Source organism: Spirosoma aerophilum, from assembly GCF_054782495.1.
In genome coordinates this window covers 1144531-1166091 of sequence record NZ_BAAGSJ010000013.1, presented here as the reverse complement: position 1 = coordinate 1166091, position 21561 = coordinate 1144531, and the positions used below count along the sequence as shown (strand labels likewise).

16 protein-coding genes are annotated in these 21561 nt (G+C 51.4%); 8 read left to right on the top strand and 8 right to left on the bottom strand.

Annotated elements, in window-relative coordinates; all coding sequences use genetic code 11:
* Window positions 1–10: 10 nt before the first annotated feature.
* The 3 genes from ACYVK4_RS16325 to ACYVK4_RS16315 all read right to left on the bottom strand — a co-directional run bounded on the left by ACYVK4_RS16325 (window position 11) and on the right by ACYVK4_RS16315 (window position 3600).
* Window positions 11–1450 (bottom strand): TolC family protein, encoded by a 1440-nt coding sequence (locus tag ACYVK4_RS16325; RefSeq protein ID WP_461128585.1) that lies wholly within the window; start codon window positions 1448–1450, stop codon window positions 11–13.
* An 84-nt stretch (window positions 1451–1534) separates the two neighbouring features.
* Window positions 1535–2923 (bottom strand): sensor histidine kinase, encoded by a 1389-nt coding sequence (locus ACYVK4_RS16320; RefSeq protein ID WP_461128584.1) that lies wholly within the window; start codon window positions 2921–2923, stop codon window positions 1535–1537.
* A gap of 2 nt (window positions 2924–2925) precedes the next feature.
* Window positions 2926–3600 (bottom strand): response regulator transcription factor, encoded by a 675-nt coding sequence (locus ACYVK4_RS16315; protein ID WP_461128583.1) that lies wholly within the window; start codon window positions 3598–3600, stop codon window positions 2926–2928.
* Window positions 3601–3806: 206 nt separating this feature from the next.
* Between ACYVK4_RS16315 and ACYVK4_RS16310 the strand changes: the two genes are divergently transcribed.
* The 4 genes from ACYVK4_RS16310 (at window position 3807) to ACYVK4_RS16295 (ending at window position 5608) form a co-directional block, all read left to right on the top strand.
* Window positions 3807–4400: a methyltransferase family protein gene (locus tag ACYVK4_RS16310; protein ID WP_461128582.1), complete on the top strand. Its 594-nt coding sequence runs from the start codon at window positions 3807–3809 to the stop codon at window positions 4398–4400.
* A gap of 40 nt (window positions 4401–4440) precedes the next feature.
* Window positions 4441–5094, top strand: coding sequence for a Crp/Fnr family transcriptional regulator (locus tag ACYVK4_RS16305; protein WP_461128581.1), 654 nt, complete (start codon window positions 4441–4443; stop codon window positions 5092–5094).
* 84 nt (window positions 5095–5178) lie between these two features.
* Window positions 5179–5424, top strand: a complete 246-nt coding sequence (locus ACYVK4_RS16300; protein WP_461128580.1) for a hypothetical protein — start codon at window positions 5179–5181, stop codon at window positions 5422–5424.
* Window positions 5408–5608, top strand: coding sequence for a DUF6132 family protein (locus ACYVK4_RS16295; protein ID WP_461128579.1), 201 nt, complete (start codon window positions 5408–5410; stop codon window positions 5606–5608). Before ACYVK4_RS16300 ends, ACYVK4_RS16295 begins: the two co-directional genes overlap by 17 nt.
* An 81-nt stretch (window positions 5609–5689) precedes the next feature.
* Here the strand turns inward: ACYVK4_RS16295 and ACYVK4_RS16290 are convergent, their stop codons facing one another.
* Window positions 5690–8257, bottom strand: coding sequence for a GH116 family glycosyl-hydrolase (locus tag ACYVK4_RS16290; RefSeq protein WP_461128578.1), 2568 nt, complete (start codon window positions 8255–8257; stop codon window positions 5690–5692).
* A 264-nt stretch (window positions 8258–8521) separates the two neighbouring features.
* On the opposite strand from ACYVK4_RS16290, the gene ACYVK4_RS16285 reads away from it, so the two are divergent.
* Window positions 8522–10324 carry a thiamine pyrophosphate-dependent enzyme gene (locus ACYVK4_RS16285; RefSeq protein WP_461128577.1) on the top strand — a complete coding sequence of 601 codons (1803 nt, stop codon included), beginning with the start codon at window positions 8522–8524 and terminating at the stop codon, window positions 10322–10324.
* Between the two features lie 130 nt (window positions 10325–10454).
* On the opposite strand, the gene ACYVK4_RS16280 is transcribed toward ACYVK4_RS16285, so the two are convergent.
* The gene (locus tag ACYVK4_RS16280) at window positions 10455–12413 is read right to left on the bottom strand and encodes a KUP/HAK/KT family potassium transporter (protein ID WP_461128576.1); all 1959 of its coding nucleotides are present in this window, start codon (window positions 12411–12413) and stop codon (window positions 10455–10457) included.
* Between the two features lie 384 nt (window positions 12414–12797).
* Entirely contained in the window at window positions 12798–13046 is a 249-nt protein-coding gene (locus tag ACYVK4_RS16275) for a hypothetical protein (RefSeq protein WP_461128575.1), read from the bottom strand.
* A 582-nt stretch (window positions 13047–13628) separates the two neighbouring features.
* On the opposite strand from ACYVK4_RS16275, the gene ACYVK4_RS16270 reads away from it, so the two are divergent.
* Together ACYVK4_RS16270 and ACYVK4_RS16265 are read left to right on the top strand one after the other, a co-directional pair.
* Window positions 13629–14792: an alpha-amylase family glycosyl hydrolase gene (locus ACYVK4_RS16270; RefSeq protein WP_461128574.1), complete on the top strand. Its 1164-nt coding sequence runs from the start codon at window positions 13629–13631 to the stop codon at window positions 14790–14792.
* A 142-nt stretch (window positions 14793–14934) separates the two neighbouring features.
* Entirely contained in the window at window positions 14935–17139 is a 2205-nt protein-coding gene (locus tag ACYVK4_RS16265; protein ID WP_461128573.1) for a bifunctional alpha,alpha-trehalose-phosphate synthase (UDP-forming)/trehalose-phosphatase, read from the top strand.
* Window positions 17140–17367: 228 nt separating this feature from the next.
* Here the strand turns inward: ACYVK4_RS16265 and ACYVK4_RS16260 are convergent, their stop codons facing one another.
* A complete protein-coding gene (locus tag ACYVK4_RS16260; protein ID WP_461128572.1) occupies window positions 17368–18765 on the bottom strand; it encodes a TIGR00341 family protein in 1398 nt (465 codons plus the stop codon).
* 92 nt (window positions 18766–18857) lie between these two features.
* On the opposite strand from ACYVK4_RS16260, the gene ACYVK4_RS16255 reads away from it, so the two are divergent.
* Window positions 18858–20120 carry a cation:proton antiporter gene (locus ACYVK4_RS16255; RefSeq protein ID WP_461128571.1) on the top strand — a complete coding sequence of 421 codons (1263 nt, stop codon included), beginning with the start codon at window positions 18858–18860 and terminating at the stop codon, window positions 20118–20120.
* Between the two features lie 11 nt (window positions 20121–20131).
* Here ACYVK4_RS16255 and ACYVK4_RS16250 read toward each other — a convergent pair whose 3' ends face one another.
* Window positions 20132–21523, bottom strand: coding sequence for a chloride channel protein (locus ACYVK4_RS16250; RefSeq protein ID WP_461128570.1), 1392 nt, complete (start codon window positions 21521–21523; stop codon window positions 20132–20134).
* Between the last annotated feature and the right edge of the window lie 38 nt (window positions 21524–21561).

The window sequence follows — 21561 nt, the reverse complement described above, 5'->3', positions numbered from 1 at the left end:
AGTCGTTGCGTTAGCGGGGAAGCTGTTGAAGAAAATCGTCTAAATCACCGGCGGTAGCAGCCCGCAGCAGCAAAGCCCGCCATACACTGTTCGTTACCAATGCCTGATCGACTTCGGCCCGGTTGAGCAACGCCGTCGTTTGCGTAAGGGCCAGAATATTATCCAGTCCGGATTCGTACCGTGCCTGCGATTGTATGTAAGCTTGTTGAGCTGCATCCAGCTGCAACGGAGCCTGTTCTGCGCGGGCCTGGGCCAGCTGGAGTTGCAGCACTGCATTCTGACTGGCTGCCTGAATCGCTAACGCCTGCTGGTCGTAGGCTTGCTGCGAGGCATTGATGCGCTCCTTCTGGGCCGATAGGATATATTTGGTTCTAAAAAGATCTGTGGGTCGCCAGACAGCCGTAACCCCCAGAATGTAATTATACGCCCTCAGGGGTAAACCGGCTCCCGGCGACGGATTAATGAGGAAGGTACCATCCGGCTGGGCTGATTCACGGATACCCGAGCCTCGTCCCTGAAGCGAACCAAGTATCGAAACGGATGGTAAGGCCGTTGCCTTGAGCAGCGTTACGCTGGCTTTGCCCAATTCAATCGTTTTCTGGTAGGCTCGAAGTTGTGGATGAAGCGCCGTCCCGGTGGGCGGAGCAGAGGGTAGTTGTGGAATCCGGTTGTAAAACGCCATGGAGTCAAGTTGGGCGTTCGGGTTAGGCAGGCCAATTAATTCGGTCAGCCGCAGTACCTGTTGCTGGGCCTGCTGCTGACTTTCGAGCACCTGTAAACGGGCGCGCGCCACCTCGGCATTGGCAATGGAACTGTCGATGCCGGGCCGGAGCCCGCCTTCAGTGCTGGCTTTGATGATAAACTGCAGGGCCTGCGCCCGCCGGAGGTTGGCGGCTTGCAAATCGACGGATTTACGGGCATTCAGCGCCAGCAAATAGGCGTCGCAGACGCGCACCTGATGGGTGAACAACTCCCCCTCATAATCGGCCCTGACCTGTTCGATGGCTACCTGTGCCTGACTGCGCCGTGCCTGCCGACGCCCGAACGTAACGGCTTCCCAGTCTACTACCAGCGATGCGCCACTGCTCCAGGCCGCCTGATTGCTGAACCCATCTGTTCGAACGCCCGAGATAGGCAATAGAAGGCCGCCGTTGGATACATACGCCCCGCGTACCTGATTGGAAGTAGCATTCAGGGCTTGTGCCTGAACACCGGCCTGGGGCAGCAACGCGAGATTGAGTACTTGAGCATCGGCTTCGGCAGCCCGTATCGTTGCCAGTTTACCGCGCAGGAGGGGGTAGTTGGAACGGGCCAGATCCAGCGCCTGGGGTAGATTTAGCTGCTTCGTTTCCGGAAGTGAGCCATTGGTCAGTTGAGCAAGGCATGGCCCGGCTCCGCACCCGGCCACGATCATCAGTATCCAGTAATATCGTTTTTCTCCGCTGAGCATAAGCCTGTTCGTCTGAATAGGGACAAAGCTAAGGGGAGGATATTAGAGCAAAATTAGGGTCAGATTAGAAGATATTAGAACGGATCAGACCGCCTGAAGCGGCAGCGTGACTTCCGTGAGGGTACCCCCTCCGGGACGTGGCAGGAGTTGTAACTGCCCCTGGTGGAGGGTGATGATCCGGTGAGCCAGCGTCAGGCCAATGCCAAATCCGTCGATGGTCTGCACATTGGAGCCTCGTACCAACGGGAGCAGCACCCGCTCTTCCTCGCCAGGGGCTAACCCAATTCCCCGGTCTTCGATTCGGATACGGGCACGGTTTTCCGTATCCATTTCCAGGTGCAGCGCTACAGCCTGTCCGTTGGAGTACTTAACGGCATTATCGAGCAGATTGAGCAGAGCAGTTTTGAGCAGATGGCTGTTGCCCCAAACCGTGACCGTTGTGGTTTGGGCCAGGATACCATCACTCACCTCCACGGATAAGGCCTGTCCAACCCGTTGCTGGCTGAGGGTATCGGCCACATCAAGCACGATATCGACCAGTTCGAGGGGCTGGCGGTCAATTTGAGCATCCACCCCGTCGATACGCGCCAGCTGTAAAAGACCATTTGAAAGCGCTGTCAGTTTATCGAGTTCGTTGACCGCCTGCGCCATGCCCCGTTTCAGATCGTCGGGGTCGGCATCGTACTGCATGGACGTTTCCAGCCATCCTTTTATGGTGGTCAACGGCGTTCGCAATTCGTGCGATGCCTGAGCAATGAAGGAGCGTTGGTTTTCGACCAATCGTTCCTGTCGGGTAAGCAAGTCATTGAACGCCTGCGCCAGAACGCCCACTTCATCCTGGGGGTTATGTGCCCTGAGACGGAACGTTAAGCTCCCGGCAGCGGGTTCATTAAGTTGCTCAATCAGGCTGTTAAGGGGCTTGAGCGCCTGCCGGGCGAAGATATACCCCATCAAAATAACCAGGCCGACAGCCATGGCATTGCCCAGCATAAACAGGTCGCGTAGTTCATTCTGGCGTTGATATCCATCCGTATCATACGCCGTAACGATGGCCACGTACTCCCGTCCATCGGGCGAGGGCGACACACCGGCATACGTAAGCGCCACGCCATCTTTGGGGTAGAGGTGACCGGGGCTGTTGTACTGGAACCGAACGACCCGTTCCCGCCGAACTCGTTCGCGAAAGGGTTTGTCTGCTACAAAATCATTTTGCTCCTGACTGGCATAGATCAAACTATCGGTAGGTGAGTACACAAACTCGGTCTGTTCGGGCATAGACGTGATGACACTACCCGCCACCGAGCCCCGCAGGGTAAGCAATTGCTCGGTGACGCGGGCCTTTCGTTCAAGCCGGTCTTCAATGGCCCGCTGTCTGAATTTCGTGTAGGTGATGAACACATACACGGAAAAAACGAGCAGAATGCCGGCCACCAGCGAAGAGAACCACAGGATGAGTTTGTGTTTGATCTGCATGCTTACCCCCGGAGTACGTAGCCCATGCCAATGACGGTATGCAGCAATTTATGATCGAAGTCCTTATCTATCTTCTTACGCAGGTAATTGACATAGACTTCAATGACATTTGTGTTGGTATCGAAGTGCAGATCCCAGACTTTCTCGGCAATGTCTATCCGGCTGACGGTGCGTCCCTGGTTAATCATCAGGTACTCCAGAAGGGCATATTCCCGCGAGGTGAGGTCGATACGGATGCCCGAGCGGGTAACCAGATGGGCTTCGGTGTCCAGTTCCAGGTCGGCAACGCGCAGGACTGTTTTTATACCGGCGAAGTCGCTGTTTCGTCTGGCGAGGGCTTTAACCCGCAGGACAAGTTCGCGAAAAACGAATGGTTTTACCAGGTAATCGTCTGCACCGGCACCAAACCCACTTTCTTTATCCGATAAACTATCCAGCGCGGTAAGCAGGAGTACGGACTGTCGGGGCGTTTCCTGTTTTATATACCGGCAAAGTTCAAACCCGTTAATATAGGGCAAGTTGATGTCAAGGACAATGACATCATAGGTGTTGTTGTCGACCAGGCGTTTTCCGACGGCGCCATCGTAGGCAAGTTCTATTTCGTAGCCCTCGCTCTCTATTCCTTTTCGAATAAAAGAAGCCAGGCTCACCTCATCTTCCACCAATAAAATTTTCATTCGTTAAGCATTTTCATAACCCGGATGAAGACTGTCAGGGTAGTTTCACAAAGTACGCCCAATTTAGTCTGACTGCCTGAGATAGTCACGTTATCCACAAAGGGTGGACAATTTAAGATGATTGACAAATATGGAATCCGTTAATGTGGTATATTGTTCTTCAGCGGGTATCGTCTTCCGGCCGTCACAAAAATTACCTACAGGTCATGCTTGCTCACATATATCTAGGCTTAACCTGGTTTCTGTTCGGATTCATCCACAGCCTGACGGCCGCTACCGGGTTTAAACAACGGCTTATGTCCTGGAGTGATTGGGTAACCCGGTATTATCGGCTTCTGTACAATGGACTTTCCCTGCTTACGTTTGGACTCGTTTGGCTGGCCTATCGGAAGGCTCCGGTTCAGATCGTTAGCGTCTGGACAGGGGCTGCTGGAACTGGAATAGCGCTTATTGGTTTAGGCTTGCTCTTGGGTATTGTTGCGTTGGCTGGTTACGACCTGGCCGAATTCTCGGGATTTCCACCCCGGCAGCCCGATACAAAAAGTAACTCATTACGGCAGGATGGACTTCTTCGATACGTCCGTCATCCGCTCTATCTGGCCACACTGGTGATCCTTATTGGGCTGTTGGTCCGGGAACCCAGCTGGAGGACTTTCCTGTTCAGTGGCTTTGCGTTTATTTATATGCGTATCGGTATTTACTACGAAGAGCGTAAGCTGGTTCGTGTTTTTGGTCAGCCCTACCGCGACTATCAACGCAACGTACCCATGCTGATGCCGTTTACCATTCGAAGAAATTGACCTGTCAATACTACCTCTTTTTAACGCTTACCCGACATTCATGAAGCTGACAACGGATTACTTACAAAAAGCATTGGCTGGAAAGTTTGAATTATCCCTGCTGGATGAAGTGGTCCGGTATGGCCACTTCAAGCGGGTTTCGTCGGGTGATTATTTGATCCGTCCCGGTGAGTTTATTCGTTCGGTGCCCATTATTTTGAGTGGGTCCGTAAAGATTATGCGGCCCGATCAGGAGGGTAGGGAGGCCCTGTTGTATTACCTCGGCGGACTCGATACCTGTGCCATGTCGCTAACCTGTTGCATGGGGAGCCGGCAAAGTGAAATCACGGCGGTGGTGGAGGAGGAAACCGATCTTATTGCCATTCCGGTGGAGAAAGTGGATGAATGGATCTGCCGGTTCTCGTCGTGGAAACAGTTTGTTTTTCAGACTTACCAGAAACGATTCGATAATCTGCTGACGACGATTGATGAAGTGATCTTTCATAAGCTGGACGAGCGCCTGCTGACGTATCTGCAAAAGAAACAGGAAAGCTGCCAGTGTCGGGTGCTGACCATCACGCACGAAGAAATAGCGCGGGACCTGGCTACTTCCCGCGAGGTCATCTCCCGACTGCTCAAGCAACTGGAGAAGGAGGGGCAGCTTCACCTGATGCGGAACAAAATCGATATGTTGACCAGTGGAGAGGTTGTGTAACATTTATCACGGATCGGTAAAGGGAGCTGTTCCATATTTACAGAATGCCGGACGCATCTGCCCGGTTTTAACAGGAGCTAACTTATGAAAGCACTATTGGCCCCCTGGGGATTTATGCGCGTATTGCGCCTGTGCATGGGCGTTTTGATCATGGTCCAGTCCTTCCTGAATAATCAGCCGTGGATAGGGCTGCTGGGCGCCTTTTTTGTGTTGCAGGTATTGATGAATACGGGATGCAGTGCGGCCGGTTGCAGCCCCCGAATAGATAAGCGGCAATCAACCGGTACACCAGATAACGGTAAAGAAGCAGCGTATGAAAACGTTCATTGAACACAAGTGGATCCTATTGGGGACGATCCTGGGAGGTATTGTCGGGCTTGTGTATTGGAAAGAAATAGGGTGTGTAACGGGCACTTGCCCAATCAAATCAAACTGGCAGGCTATGCTGCCCTACGGAATGATCATGGGCTATCTGGTCTCCGACTTCGCGGCTGCTATTCTGAAACGTAAGTAGGGTGTAGTGCCGATCGTCCCGGTCGGGTGTAACGTCCATAAAACGTCAATACACACCCGACCGGGACGATCGGCATTACAGTTAATTCAACGCACTCAGTACTCCTGTAAAGCTTTCGCCTTCTTTCAGATTTTTAGCAGCCAGTCGTTTGCCATCAATTTCCAGATTTTTTAACGGCAATTGTCCTTGTAAAACGGATAAGGTGACCTGTAGCTTATCGGCTTTTTTGGTCTTGGTACAGGTTCCCCAGGCGTAACCGTTCGACCAGAAGTACGTGCCCTCCTGCTTATTGAACTGTATCGTCTGGCTAACGCCCGAATAATGAAACCCACTCAGAGCCAGGGTAGTGGCCCAGCTAACCATGGCTCGGGCGTAATGGTGGCCGCATTCCGCTTCGTCGAACGGGTTGCGCTTGCTGCCGTCGAATCGGTTTCGGATGTTACGGATGCACCGCAGACCCGGCTCGGTCTGGTTTTCGTACAGCATGCCAATGGCCGCGGTGTACTCGAAGCCGGTCATCACTTCGGAGAAATAGGGGAAGGGCACTTTGGGTCGTCCTTTGGGCCAGCTGGCCATAAGCAGGGCCGCTTCGTCACCCAGCGCATAGGACCGCATGTTGTTAAAATGGTCGGTCATGGAGGCCCGGTAGTTGTACTTCATGATGGATTTCAGCGTCGTTTTTATATGGTCCGGGTTGACCAGATACCCTAGTCCGCAAACGTGGGCCATAAACTGACCGACCAGCTGATCGACTAGGCAACCTTTGGCGAGCTGGTAGGCCGGGTCGTTCTGTTCCACTTTGTTAAATCCCGAAAATGTCCCTTTCGCAATGAGGTGACCCGCCGGGGAAATAACCTGCTGTTCGTAATAATCGCCGTTAAAGAGGTTGGCATCCGTCCAGGTACTTCCCTGCTGGAATATCTGGTCGCAGGTTTGAGCAAACGAGCGGTCATTCATCGCCGTGGCCATGGCCGAAGCGGCCTTCAACGCGCCCAGGTACCAGAGCTGCATTTGCGGATTGGGGCCGAAATACTCGACGTCCATGGTATTATGCTGAGCGCCTTCCATCACCCCATCCCGGTTGGCATCCCAGCCACCGGGCACCCAGGCAAAGGCCAGTGCCTGTTTTACCTGCGGCCAGTACCGGCGCAGAAAATCCGTATCGCCGGAAAGCTGCCAGTCGCGGTAAAACTTCATGATTGTACCCATCTGCCCATCGGCGGCTGCTACGCCCCCGCCAACGCCCTTTTTCAGCGGCAAACCCACCCGGAAACTCATAAGCCCGGTATCATCCATGGCGTAATTGAACTCGACATCCCGCATGGTTTTCGCCAGATTGCCGAAAAGGAAGGGTGTTGCCTGTTCGTAATTCCAGACGTGGGTACACGACCCCTGGCAGGAGCCTACATCGTCCATCACGCCCTCCCAGCCCAGCATTCGACCATCTTCGGTGCGGAAAACCGTTTGTGATCGCAACGTGCTGACGTTAAACAAAGCCGCTTCTTTCACCTCGTCGGGGTAGTTGCTCTGCACCAGCGCGTTGACGAACTGAAGGGTTTTCTGCTCTAGCTTCGGTAGGATCGGTACAGTTTTTTCGGCCACAGTCCAGGCGTCTTTGAACTGGGTAGTGTAATAATTGCCCACCCGCTCCTTCGACCAGCCAAAGCGGTTGGGGAAGTGCCAGGTCAGGAAAAAAGTGAACGCCTGGGTTTGGTTCGGCCCGATTTTCTTCTGAACCGCCAGGGAAGCCATCGGGTCTTCATCGGCAGAAAAAGTCTTTTCGGTTAATTTGCCGTCATCGCTGAAATCATCCCAGAAGTCGAGCAGGGCGTTTTCCCAGGCGTTGGTAACGGAAGATGTACGATAGCTGACTCCCTGCGACTCGGCAGTAGTCAGAGCAACGGTGCCCCAGGCCGGGTCGGCTTTGTCAACGCCTTCGGAAAACAGATGGATCCCCGTTAAGCCGTTTTCCTGCCGGAAACGATTGCGATTCTGTTTGGCCCCCTGCGGCTCCAGCTCTCCTTTCCAGGATTTGTTATTTCTGCTGCCATCGCGCCCGATAAAGTTGTGCATCGACCCGCAAATGGATACGGTCATGGGTTGATTACTCGTGTTGGTCACCTCGTAGGTTAACACCGCAATAGGTAAACCGCTGGCGTCGGCATCGGCGGGAACGAGTGGGTTGAATCCTTTGATACGGACCGAAACGGGCATGGTCGCATCGCTGAGATTAACTTGTCCGAAGGGATAGGCCGTCTCAAAACTGGCATTGGCAAAGCGGGGAAGGCCATGATGATCGACCGGCCTACCTTCCATGTGCTGGTATTCGTGGGTTTCAAGCGGCCCGAGTAAGGCTTTGGTTTTCTTCTCTTCCAGCAAATGAATCGCGAAGAAAGGGGCGGTATTACCCGTCAGCACCGTGCTGTATCCTTTGGCCGGTCGGTTCATGATCTCCCAATCCTGCAACTGACCGCGCCCGCCGAGGGAAACCGTTCCGGTGCCGATGCCTCCCAGCGGTAGTGCAATTCGGGTAAGGTGTTGCTGGTCGTATCGTTTTAAGACGGGCCACGGTTGTGGACGCCAGATAGCGGACTGAGACTGGGCGTTGAATGCCGTCAGGATTAAAACAACAAGGTAGAGATGTTTCATTTTTTGTTGTGATTAACTAAAACCAGTTCGCACCGGCTCATCCTAAAAGCGTCTGCCAATCAGTTTCTTACCGTTTCAAAGGCAGGTAGAAAAAGAAGTCATCAGGAAGAGGGCAGCCTTGGTCCCTGTTTCAGTAATGGGTTCATAGGCTCAAAATTTTCATTTGGGCTCTATACGTTATCCAACAATATCAGTGGGCAGCGACTTGTAAGCTACAACAGGCAATCGAAAGTCGAAATCAAACCGCAAACGCCTGACAGACTCATGGCAAAAACAGGAGCAGATCTTTTAATTGAACGCTTAATCGAGTGGGGGGTGGATACCATTTTTGGACTGCCCGGCGACGGTATCAACGGGTTGTTTGAGTCGTTGCGTACCCATCAGGATCAGATTCGTTTTGTGCAGGTGCGACACGAAGAAGCAGCCGCGTTTATGGCCGCCGGATACGCCAAGTTCACCGGTAAGCTGGGTGTTTGTATGGCCACTTCAGGCTGTGGCGGATTTCATTTGCTCAATGGCCTTTACGATGCGAAGTACGACGGACAGCCGGTGCTCGCCATCACGGGACATACTTACCACGATATAAGTGGGTCGTTCTACCAGCAGGACGCCGATCTGGTAAAGGTATTTATGGATCTAGCCCCCTACAATGAACGGATCATGGGGCCAGACCATGTTGTGAATGCTGTCGATCAGGCCATTCGAACGGCCCTCGGTCAGCGGACAGTTTCTCATTTGTCGTTTCCAAAAGATTTTCAGGAGTGGACCGCTGGTGACGACACCCGGTCGATGCCCAATATCCCGAAGCATACGAGCATCCTGAAGGTCAGTAACCACCTGATGCCCGCTCTGGATCAGTTACAGCAAGCGGCTACGATCATTAATGCCGGGCGTAAAGTGGTTCTTTTTGTGGGTCGTGGAGCGTTACACGCCCGGGAGGAGGTAATTCAACTGGCGGAAGCCGTGGGCGGACCCGTTATTAAAGCTTTATTGGGTAAAGGCGTTTTGCCCGATGATAGCCCCTACACCACGGGCGGCCTGGGGTTGCTGGGAACGGCCCCGTCGCAGGATGCCATGGAGGAGTGCGACACACTGGTCATGATCGGCACCCATTTTCCGTATCTCGAATATTTTCCGGAACCGGGACAGGCCAAAACGGTGCAAATTGATCTGGATGCCACCCATATTGGTCTACGAACACCCGTCGATGTAGGACTTGTAGGCGACAGTAAAACCACCCTGCAAGCACTATTGCCGTTGATAACCCGGAAAGAGGATCGGGGCTTTCTGGAAAAAGCACAGGAGCGAATGACCTTCTGGCGGCAGTTGATGACCGAACGCGGCACCCAAACCGACATACCCATGAAACCGCAGGTGATTCCCCATCTGGTGAGTCCGTTATTGAATGACGACGCGATTATCACCTGCGACTGCGGTAACAACACAACCTGGGCGGCCCGCCATATTCAAATGCGCGGAACCATGCAGTTTTCGACATCGGGTTTGCTGGCCACCATGGGGTCGGGGCTTCCCTATGCCATCGCGGCATCCATCGCCTATCCGGGTCGGCAGGTGGTGGCGCTGGTGGGCGACGGCGGCTTCACGATGCTCATGGGCGAAATGGCGACGGCTGTCAAATACAAGCTGCCCATAAAAGTGTTTATCTTCCATAACAATTCATACGGGCAGATTAAGTGGGAGCAGATCGTGCTGGAAGGTAATCCCGAATTCGGGGTCGATATTCAGCCGATTGATTTCGCGGCCTACGCCCGGGCCTGTGGTGCCACGGGTTTCACCATCGACGACCCGAAGGATGCCGAGGAGATTATTCGGAAAGCCATGGCCCACGAAGGCCCCGTTATTGTCGATGCTATTGTGGATCAGAACGAGCCGCCCATGCCCGGAAAAATCACCACGGATCAGGCTATTGAACTCACGAAGGCGCTGGCCCGGGGAGAACGGGATACCGGGGATATAATCAAAAATATTATTAGCAATCAGTTCCGGGAGGCTGTAGCGACGAAAGGCCGAAGTCTGCTGACCGTGCTGCCGGGTATTGGCAAGTAGAGGCTCGTCAGGATAAGTTGATCTTCAGCGAATGCCAACCATTCGTTCGCTGAAGATCAACTTACTCAAATCGTTATCGTTTTGACACAACGACTGTATTTTCTTCACACAATCGACTGCAGAAAAAACGCTATGGTGCGGGGACAATCCGTTTTAACTGAATGTTTTCCACCGGTCGGATAACCAGGGGCACTTTTTCCACTTTTACCGAACTACTATCCAAACCGAACCACTGGGCTTCCGGTGTCGTAAAGGATTTGATGGTGAAATACAGGTTCATAATAAACCGCTCCACAACCGGTAGTTCATTCTCGAAAGAAAGAAACTTTTCCAATACCACAAACCGGAAATCTCCGATCACATTCTGCCGACTCAGGGATTCATAGCGACTGGTTATGTCAACCTCCTGGTTCCGTACCATGTCTTCGATGACTTTTCGGAAAAACAGATTAATCCGCTGTTCAACCCGAAAGCCCAGCCGGAAGGTCACTTTGTAGGCATCATCGGGTGCAATGGTGTTTACCTTATATTCCATCGTGTAGGGATCGTCCGTTATGTCGACGTGTACAAACCAGTAAATGTCGGCTCGTTTGGGGCGTTTCTGAAAAATGGAATAGATAATCTTGGATTCAATTTCCGATTGCCGGGCCGCATTGCTCATGAACACAAGATGGGTGGCATATTTGGGGATACTTATATCCCGGCTGAGTTCTTTGATGGCCGGAACATAGTGGTCAATCCGGACGTATTCTGTCAGGCGTAGCTTGATTCGAAAGGCTTGCAGCCAGATATACATGACCCCCGCAATAGCCGCACCGATCAGGACGGAAACCCAGCCCCCATGGGGAAACTTAATTAGGTTAGCTACCAGGAAACTACCTTCCAGACTCAGGTACAGAGTCAGAAATAAAACCACCCACCAGGCCTGATACTTATGACTATACAGGTAATAGGACATGAGTAACGTAGTCATTAGCATAGTCAACGTAATGGCCAGTCCATAAGCGGCTTCCATATTCGCTGATTCCCGGAAGTAAAGTACAACGCCCACACAGCCGGCCCACAGCAGGAAATTAATGCTGGGAACATAAAGCTGTCCTTTCTGGGCACTCGGATAGCGGAGTTGAACCTTGGGCCAGAAGTTCAGTCGGATAGCTTCGCTGATTAGCGTGAAGGAGCCGGTAATCAGGGCCTGACTGGCAATGACGGTGGCGGCCGTAGCGATGCAGATGCCAATGGTAAGAAACCAGGAGGGCATAATGGCATAAAAAGGAATCCGATCATTAAGCGTTTGCCCCGTCTGGCTCAACAGCCAGGCCCCCTGACCAAAGTAGTTGAGCAATAGACAGGTTTTGACAAACGCCCAGCTTACCCGGATGTTGGCCCGGCCGCAGTGGCCCATATCGGAGTACAGGGCTTCGGCCCCGGTTGTACAGAGGAAAACGGACCCAAGCAGCCAAAAGCCACCCGGATGTTGGGTTAACAACCACCAGGCATGGTAGGGATTCAGGGCGGTAAGAATATCGGGGGCATGGGCTATTTGCAGACCTCCCAATGTTCCCAGCATGATGAACCAAATCAGCATAATCGGTCCAAACGCAGTACCTACTACGCTGGTACCAAAACTCTGGATCATGAACAGCCCGGTCAGAATGCCAATGACGATTTTGATAATCAGCTCATCGGTAATGGTAGGGTACAGCAAGCGCAGGCCCTCTACCGCGGAGGAAACCGAGATCGGTGGGGTAATGATCCCATCAGCCAGCAAAGCTGCTCCGCCAAGGATAGCGGGTAAGGTTAGCCACCGGGCATGCCGCCGAATCAATGCGTACAGGGCAAAAATACCGCCTTCACCCCGGTTATCCGCTCGTAAAATCAGGATAACATATTTGACCGTTGTTTGTAGGGTGAGTGTCCAGAATACACAGGATAAAGCACCCCGTACTACTTCCGCATCGATGCGATTATTGGGGCCGATGATGGCTCGTAAGGTGTAGAGGGGTGAGGTGCCAATATCGCCATAAATGATACCCATGGCGACCAATAACCCCGCTGCCGATACCGTATCGAGGTTGTGTTTGTTGTTCATAATTGAGTTTGATTAATGCTGAAGGATGGTCTTATACGAATGATTTCCGTTGACCACAACCAACCTGTTACCGTTTGAATGTACTGTGTTTGGGGAGTGTAGTGCCATCTTGACGCGCTGGAAAATGAACGCTGGTAAACACCAGCGTAGCACGTTAACAGGCTAAAAACGAGCGGGGTAGTAGACTAGCTTCCAATGATGGATTGGTAACGATTTATTGTCACCGGTATAGTGATTACCAGGAAGTGCTGTTTAGGATTATGCCACGAGTTATGCATTGTCGGAGGATGACAAGCTAAGCCCCGGCCAAGCCACCGGGTTTCCTGAAATGAGTTTGAAAACAGACAATGAGCGCGTTGTCCGGAAGGTGATCAAGAAGATTTTCTAATTAAGCCATTGGCAACACCGGAGATAAATTCGGCCGAACCGGCTGAACAGATCGAAGTTGCCATGCTCACAAAAAAAGGGGGTTGGAAGAGCAATTAAACGGGTTAGTTGCTGCGCGGGGCTGGTGCGGTGAATGGACCGTATGGCGGAAACCGTTGAGGAGTGAACGGAATTAGCGACATACTTGACCGGCAAATAGGCCTCACAGTAATCCCCTCGGGTATTCACGATCTGATGCGTATTCACTTCAAATGCAGAAATGAACAGACATATCGTCAATACGTGTAAAAGCCAAATACGCCAACCAGTTTTCACGGGGCAAAGATAGCGATTGAACAGGTTTCCTACCTGTTGTGGCCGCAATTCTTTTACACCTGATCGACTAGGGGAGGGGTATGCCTCTAATGAATTTCTAAGGTTTGCTTAAGCCAATTTTAAAAGGTGAGGTGCTATTTTGAGATTTAGGATGTGGCGTTGCCCAACTTTTACGAAAGTAAAAGACTTTTTTACTCGAAACGGGTTAGTCTACTTTAAAAGGCGTGTGGCAGAAAGGTCACTTCTAAAATACTGACTACGCAACAACCTGAACCATTTCTTTCAGCATGTCCGAATCTCTCTTTGATACACCAAAATTTCCATCGGCGATCTGTTGCCCGTTGAACAGGAGTCACTCAAATGAGCGATGTGGGAGGATCCAAATAGGGTGCTGCCCACCGATATAGGGATGATTGGCAGCTGTATACAGGAGATGCCTTTAAAGAAGAGTCTAAGCAGATGGCCCGATTCTGTTAATTAACCGGGCCAAAAACCGCTTAGCATGACCCGATTATGAAAAGCCGGATAGACATAAACAAACGAGTACTAGGGGTTACGTTTGACGCCTACCAAACAGCAACTGCGGTTGTTTGGGCACCATTTGCTAAAAAAGTCGCCGTTGTATTGAATAAGGACGGCAAACAGTTGCCAATGTCTAATGATGAGCCGGGCTATTGGCAGATCAAAACCCATGAACTGAAGCCGGGCGATTTATATTCGTTTGTTCTCGATGACGAAAAGGAATTTGCTGACCCGGTTTCCATGCTGCAGCCGCAGGGTGTATATGGTCCTGCTCAGGCCGTGGATACCCATGCGTTTTACTGGGAGGATTCGTGCTGGGTCAATCCACCCCTCGATGAATACAAAACCTATGAAATCGACGTCCACACCTTCACACCGGAGGGGACATTTATAGCGCTGATTGATAAGCTGCCTTACTTAAAGTCACTGGGTGTGACGGCCATTGTCATCCAGCCCATTACCTCGTTCCCCGATGCGCGCCCGCAGCAATCGGGCAACGTTTTTCTTTTTGCCGTTCAGTCAACTTATGGCGGACCCACTCAGTTACAGCGATTTATCAACGCCTGCCACTACGATGGGATTGCCATTATCATGGATCTGAGCTACAAAAATGTAAATAAGGGTGCTGAATTAAATCAGTATGCCAAGCCCTACCTGGTTCGAAAACGAAATAGCCCTTCAAAAGAACTGAGTCAGGTTGATGAAACGCAACGGGTGGCCAATCGGCGATACCTCATTGAAAATGCGTTAATGTGGTTTCGGGATTTTCATGTCGATGCACTGCGGCTGAACGATGTTTTTGCGCTTCCCGATTCCGAGCAGCTGCTGCACGAAATAAGAGAACATACGAATGAGTTGACGGCTATAACAGGTCGTCATCACTGTTTGCTGGTCGAGTTTGGACTGCCTGACGAGGAGTTGGACGAAGCGGAAGAGGGGCGGATTGCCGGTTTGGGGAAACCCATTCAGCTGCATAAAACCAGTGAAGGCTACGACCGGTACTGCTTCGGCCACAAAGGCAATCAAAAGGAAAGGGCCTACCGGGAAGATATTGTTTACGATGAGCCCTTTTCTTCCACGCTTCGGGAATTGTTTGGCCGACCGGGGGCATCGGACTCCGGGCACCCGTTTACCCTAAACCAGGTGCCTACATAACCTCTGTCCGTCGGGGTCGGCTTCCGATCGAATTTGGCTGCGTTTATTTTCTAAGGAGTTTCTAAGGACAGCTTAAGTCCGCTTTAAGTCTTCACCCCGTTCTTTGTCGAACAACACTGAGCGTTCAGGAAACGCAACTTACATGCATACGTTTAAACGCTTACTGATTGTCTCTTATCGCTTACCCTTCTCCCTTCAACAAACGGAGCAGGGAACTGAGTTAATCCAGAATTCCGGTGGGCTGGTATCGGCCGTGCTGTCGATGGCCGAGCGAATGGGACATCAGCAGGGCGATGTGGCCGCCAAAATTCACTGGGTTGGTCATGGCGATGCTTCCCTGCAAAACATCGATGCGTCGGCTCTGGAAAATGAAACCTTTGTGGCCCATCCTGTTTTTATGGAGGAATCTGTTCATAAAGGTTTTTACGAGGGGTTCAGTAATGATTTGATCTGGCCTCTTTTTCACTATTTCACCTCTTACGCGTCGTTTCGGGAAACCGATTTTGAGAGTTACCTGCAGGCGAACACGCGTTTTCTGGAAGAACTGAATGCCCTGATCGAGCCCGGCGATCTGGTGTGGATTCACGATTTTCAGCTCATGCTGCTGCCCGATATGGTAAGGCAGGCTATGCCATCGGCCACAATTGGATACTTCTTTCATATTCCGTTTCCGACCTACGAAATTATAAAACTGTTGCCACGCACATGGCGTCAGGCCTTATTGAAAGGTATCCTTGGGGCTGATGTCGTTGGTTTTCATACGGCCGATTATGCCCAGCACTTCATGCAGAGTGTGTCGGAAGTACTGGCAACGCCCATCATTGAATCCAGAATCGTACTGCCCGACCGCTCGGTCATGGTGAAAGATTTTCCCATCAGTGTCGATTTTAACAAGTTTGACCGGACGGCGCAGGATGCGGATGTCCTCAAAACACGGAACCACTATCTGTCACTGTTACAGCCTAACAAACTAATTTTCTCGGTCGATCGCCTTGACTACACCAAGGGGATCATTTACCGACTGCAAGGCTATGAGCGCTTTCTGAATCAGAACCCGGACTGGCACGATAAAGTAACATTCGTGATGACGGTTGTGCCGTCGAGAGATAAGATTTCCCATTACCAGGAGCTTAAGCGGGAGATTGAGGAGACCGTTGGTCGTATCAACGGACAGTTCGGGACCATTGGCTGGCGACCCATTGTGTATTCCTATACGTCGCTCTCGTTTACGGAACTGATGGCTTTATATACCGGCTGCAATATTGCCCTCATCACCCCCATTCGGGATGGGATGAATCTGGTTTGTAAAGAGTTTGTTGCCAGTCGCCACGATCATCAGGGCGTTTTGATTCTTAGTGAGTTGGCCGGTGCGGCACAGGAGTTGAAAGATGCCCTCATCATTAATCCTACTGATACGCAGGAGGTGGCCGACGCCATTAAGCAGGGATTGAACATGCCCTTAGCCGAACAGGAAAAACGGATGTTAACGATGCGGAAGCAGGTACAAAATCACAGCGTGTTTCGATGGAGTCATGATTTTCTCACCGCATTCGATACAATACTAGACAACCCGATTGATTTGGAAACTGACCTGCCCATTCAGCCATTTATCACCGCCTTTGGTGAAGCCAGACAACGCTTGTTGTTATTCGATTTTGATGGCACCCTCGCCCCCCTTGTGAATAATCCTGCCGAAGCCCGACCGTCGGACTTATTGAGGGACATGTTGCAAAATATCGCTGAACACAGCGATCTGGTGGTGATCAGTGGTCGAAACCGGGCCTTTCTGGAAAAGACATTTGTAGGAATACCCCTTTACCTCGTGGCCGAACACGGGGCTTTTCTGAAAAAACCAGATCAACCCTGGGAGCGGCTCGACTTATCGGAAAGCGATTGGGTCGACCCGGTGCGGACAGCCATGAACCAGGTTGTCGGGCAATTCCCGGGCTCATTTATTGAAGAAAAGGAAACCGCTATTGCCTGGCACTATCGAATGGCTGAGGCTACTGATATCGAGGGGAAAGCCATTGAACTGGCAACACAGCTGCGTGCTTTGCCCTCGACCATTCCATTGACCGTCATTCAGGGCAGTAAAGTGGTGGAAGTGAAGCCTGCCCAACACAGTAAAGGGACGGTGGCTATTAAGATTGTGGAACAGACCAGCTATGATTTTGTCCTGAGCATAGGCGACGATACCACCGATGAGGATATGTTTCGACAGTTACCCAACTGGGCCTATACTTTAAAAGTGGGCTCGGGCGTGTCGTTTGCCCGCTATCGACTGGCCCGCCAGCAGGATGTCGAATCTCTGTTGCAGCGCATGAACGAGGTGCTCGTCAGTGCCTGAAAGATTGATAAGTTATTGCCTGGATGAACCCGTTACGTCTCTTAGAAGTATCGGGTTCAATATTGTTTAACGTGTGAACAGAAGGGCTGACACCTTTCGCCAGGGTCGTAGTTATTTCCCGGTAAAACGGAAACGTTACGTGGCCATCATACCAGATGAATGGTAAAGGAAACCCATCTATGAATTTTGCTAAGCTTACAGACGCGTTGAGCCGGCTTTTAAACCCCCTTATTCTATCAATAATTTGATCTGTTTACTTTTTGTACGGGTTTTCAGCCACCGTTCGATACGCTGGTGATCGGCCAGTGTGTGGTTTCGTGAGAATTTGGCATACACCAGCGTCATCGTGTCCGGTTTCTCCCGGTTTCCTTTCATAACCAGTGTTTGTGCTGCCGTAAATGTTTGAACATCAGGCATCAGTGTTTTGAGCTCATTGCGCAGATCCGCAACCGGAAGCTGATACGTTCGGGAGGCATCAATATACCGGCGCAGCGAGTCAATCGTGTGATCTTTAAGGCTAATGGCGGCCTGGTTGTACCGGTACACCTGATCCGTAACCGAATTGGTAATCGCATCAACGTCAATGGGAGGGACATCTTTAAAGCTACCCTGTCTGATAACGAGTTGCGCATCTTTGAGCCCATAAGCAGGCATTTTTGATTTGAGTAAATTAATAGAGTCGGTGGGTAAGGGTTCACCCACCAGCGTCAGTTCGAGCTTACTCTGTTTACGATTAAAACGGGCATCGTACTTAATGACCTGCCGGAATTGAAAATTACATTCGCTGGCTACAAAACGTTTGGCTGTTTGCTCAAATATCGTTTTAAGCACGATCTGGTAGCCCAGGTAGGTGCTTGGTACAATAACGATCAATACGGCAAACCAGATCGTATGCCTAACCCGACGTTCGATTTCAGGCGTGGGGTATTCTTTTTGCTGATACCCCAGAAAACGGACAATAAGGAAGGTGGCGAGGCTAATGCAAACGCTGTTGATGAGAAACAAGTAAAAGGCCCCGGCGAAATAGTACAGATTACCCGTAGACAGGCCATAGCCAGCCGTACACAACGGAGGCATCAGTGCCGTTGCTATGGCTACACCCGGAATGACGTTGGTAACTTTATCCCGGCGAGAACTGGCCACGATACCCGCCAGTCCGCCAAAGAAGGCAATAAAGGTATCCCAAACCGTAGGTGATGTTCGGGCCAGCAGTTCAGACTGGGCATTGTGAAGGGGGCTTACAAAAAAGTAAATAGTTGATGTCAGCAGGCTAATGAAAACGGCAATGCTAAGATTTTTTAGGCCCCGCTGTATCATCAGCAAGTCATTGATGCCCACGCCTAAACCGATGCCCATGATGGGACCCATTAGGGGGGAGATCAACATAGCGCCAATGATAACGGCCGTTGAGTTGACGTTCAGGCCAATGGAGGCAATGAAAATGGCAAATATCAAGGTCCATAAATTAACACCCCTGAATTCAATACCCCGGCTAATGGATTGAATGATAGCACCTTCGTCTTCTTTGTCTTCCTCCAGACTGAATCGCTCCCGCAACATGACCCCGATTTTTGACACTAGATCCGGCCGATTGGTGCGATTGGATTTTTGATCATTTACCGTCATATATTCATAAAATACGGTCTAAGGCTTATTTGTTTAAATAAGCGGTTTTAATCGAAAGTTAATGTAATCTTGTGCAACACTGCTCTTAGTCTATGGATATATTAAGTTTAATTACTTTGTTGATTGTGGCAGCCGCTGCGTTTTCGTACCTGAATGCCCGATGGCTCAAACTACCCGACGCCATCGGTATTATGGTTGTCTCCTTGAGTTTTTCAATTTTATTGATCGGTATCAATGCGATTTATCCCGATTCATTCCGTCTGGTTCGAGAAACCGTTGCCGGTATTGATTTTAATAAAGCTCTATTCGATGTAATGTTAAGCTTTCTGCTTTTTGCGGGGGCCTTTCATACCGATGCCGCCAAGCTGAAGGTCGAACGTCGGTCGGTCATGTTGTTTGCGTTTGTGGGTGTATTGCTCAGTACAGCGCTGGTAGGTACGGGTCTTTATTTTGCTGCCAAATTCTTTACCGTCAATCTATCCTTCCCCCTTTGTTTGTTATTTGGCGCCTTGATCTCCCCAACCGACCCGATTGCGGTGCTGGGTATTCTATCCAAGTTCAAGCTGCCGGAAAGCGTTAAACTCAACATTGTTGGCGAGTCGCTGTTTAATGATGGCGTAGGAGTAGTGGTATTTGCGTCTATCTACCAGATTGTTCTCAATGGCTCAGCAAGTGTAAGTGCCGGAGAGATTACCTGGCTGTTTGTGGAAGAGGCCGGGGGCGGGGTGGTGTTCGGTATTGCCCTGGGTTATGTCATGTACTGGCTCCTTCGGTCCATAAACCACTACCAGACCGAAGTGATCATTACGGTAGCGGGAGTTATGGGCGGTTATTTACTGGCGCAACAATTACATATTTCCGGCCCGTTGGCGATGGTGGTTGCGGGCTTGCTGGTGGGTGACCATGATACCCGAAAAGATGCCATGAGCCATACCACGAAGGAGTATGTCGACAAGTTCTGGGAGGTTGTCGATGGGATTTTAAACGCTCTGCTCTTCGTTCTGATTGGCCTGGAGCTTTTGATCATTGACTTCGAGTTCCGTCAATGGCCTATTTATGTATTGGTTGTTCTGATTGTATTAGCGTCCCGGTATCTGGCGATTATTATTCCTTTTACAGTGGCGCGTCGATGGCTTGATTTGGATAACAAAGCGCCCATCATGCTCACCTGGGGTGGCTTACGGGGTGGTTTGTCAATTGCCATGGCACTCTCCATCAGTAGTGAATTGCCGCAAAAAGATTTCATCGTCACCATAACCTATGCGGTGGTCCTGTTCTCCGTAATCGGGCAAGGACTGACCATGGAACGCCTAATCCGGCGACTGTATCCGGCCACCAAAGCAGAGGACGTATAAGGCCAACAACACTATACCTCCTCTCTCTTCCGCCCCCCTGAAACAGGTTGCGCCATGGCTTCGCGGACGAAACTTGATTTGAGGTGCTCATAAAAAGACACCGGATCAATAAGCGAGGCAGCCCCCTGCGCCATTAAACCGCCTAGCAATAACTGGAAAATGGCTGAATGCCGGTCGGTCATTTCCAGAACCAGAATTGCCGCCGTGAAAGGGGAACGCACCACGCCCGTCAGAAAGCTGACCATGCTCACCAGAATAACCAGGTTGGTGTCGCTGGGGGTAACTCGAACCAGGCGCGAAAGTGCGTCGCCAAGAATGGCCCCGGCACTCAGCGAAGTTGCGAAGACACCACCGGCGGCACCGCTGCTATAGCTGAGTGCCATGCCGCCAAAGCGCACAAGAAACAGGTACCAGGGCGTATTATGGTCGTTTAGAAAAAGCAGTCGGTTGATGATTGGCTTTCCCGTGCCAGCTGCATCTATGCCCACCCAATAAGTTATACAGGCCAGCGCCAGCCCACAGCCTGCAACCCAGCCCACCTGAGCGGACAGCGTTTTGAATCGCCGTCGGTAGCCATTGATCCAGAGCAGTGTTTTCGCGAAGATAGCACCGGCCAGGCCGCAGATCATGGCCACCAGCACGACGATACCCAGAAACCAGCCGGTCGACGCAGTGACTTTTGGGAAACCGAGGTAAAGATAGGACCCCTGTATCGCCTGTGCGGTCATGCCGGCAATAATGACGGCAGTGAAAACGGCCGTTCGAAAGCGGGTGATGTGTGTTTGGGTAAGCTCCTCGACAACGAAAACGATACCACCCAGGGGTGTGTTGAACGCGGCCGCTAAGCCGGCGGCTCCACCCGTTACGAGCGCGATCTGGCGGGAAAGTTGAGGCCAGCCCGCCGGTTGAAGACGATTGATCGCCCGGAAAATAGCCGCCGAAATCTGGATAGTTGGCCCTTCCCGGCCAATAACGCCCCCGCCAATCAATAAAATCACACTGCTGATCACCTTGACAAAGCCGACGCGCAAACTTAATAAATAAGCCGTTCGACCGTGCGTGGTTGGACTGGACAACTCAATACCGGCCATTACCTGCGGAATACCGCTGCCCCGTGCCGCCGGAGCCAGTTTGGCCACCACCCACCAGGAAAGTACAAAGGCCAGTGGGGTGAGGATAAACACCAGGTAGGGGTGAGACTGAATCCAGTCGAAACTGGTCTCTTCAGCCCATACAAAAAGCTCTTCGTAGCCAACCGCCACCAGACCCGTTAGGAGAGAGGCTACCCAAAACGGTAAGCTTTGTAAAATAACCCGCCGGACACGCTCGGTGTACAACCGTTTGATAACATACTGATCAAGCCAGGCCAGAACCTGAGCATATCTGGACGGTCTATCGGCCATTTAGTGGAGAAGGATCGTGAGTGAAGATATATAGTCGT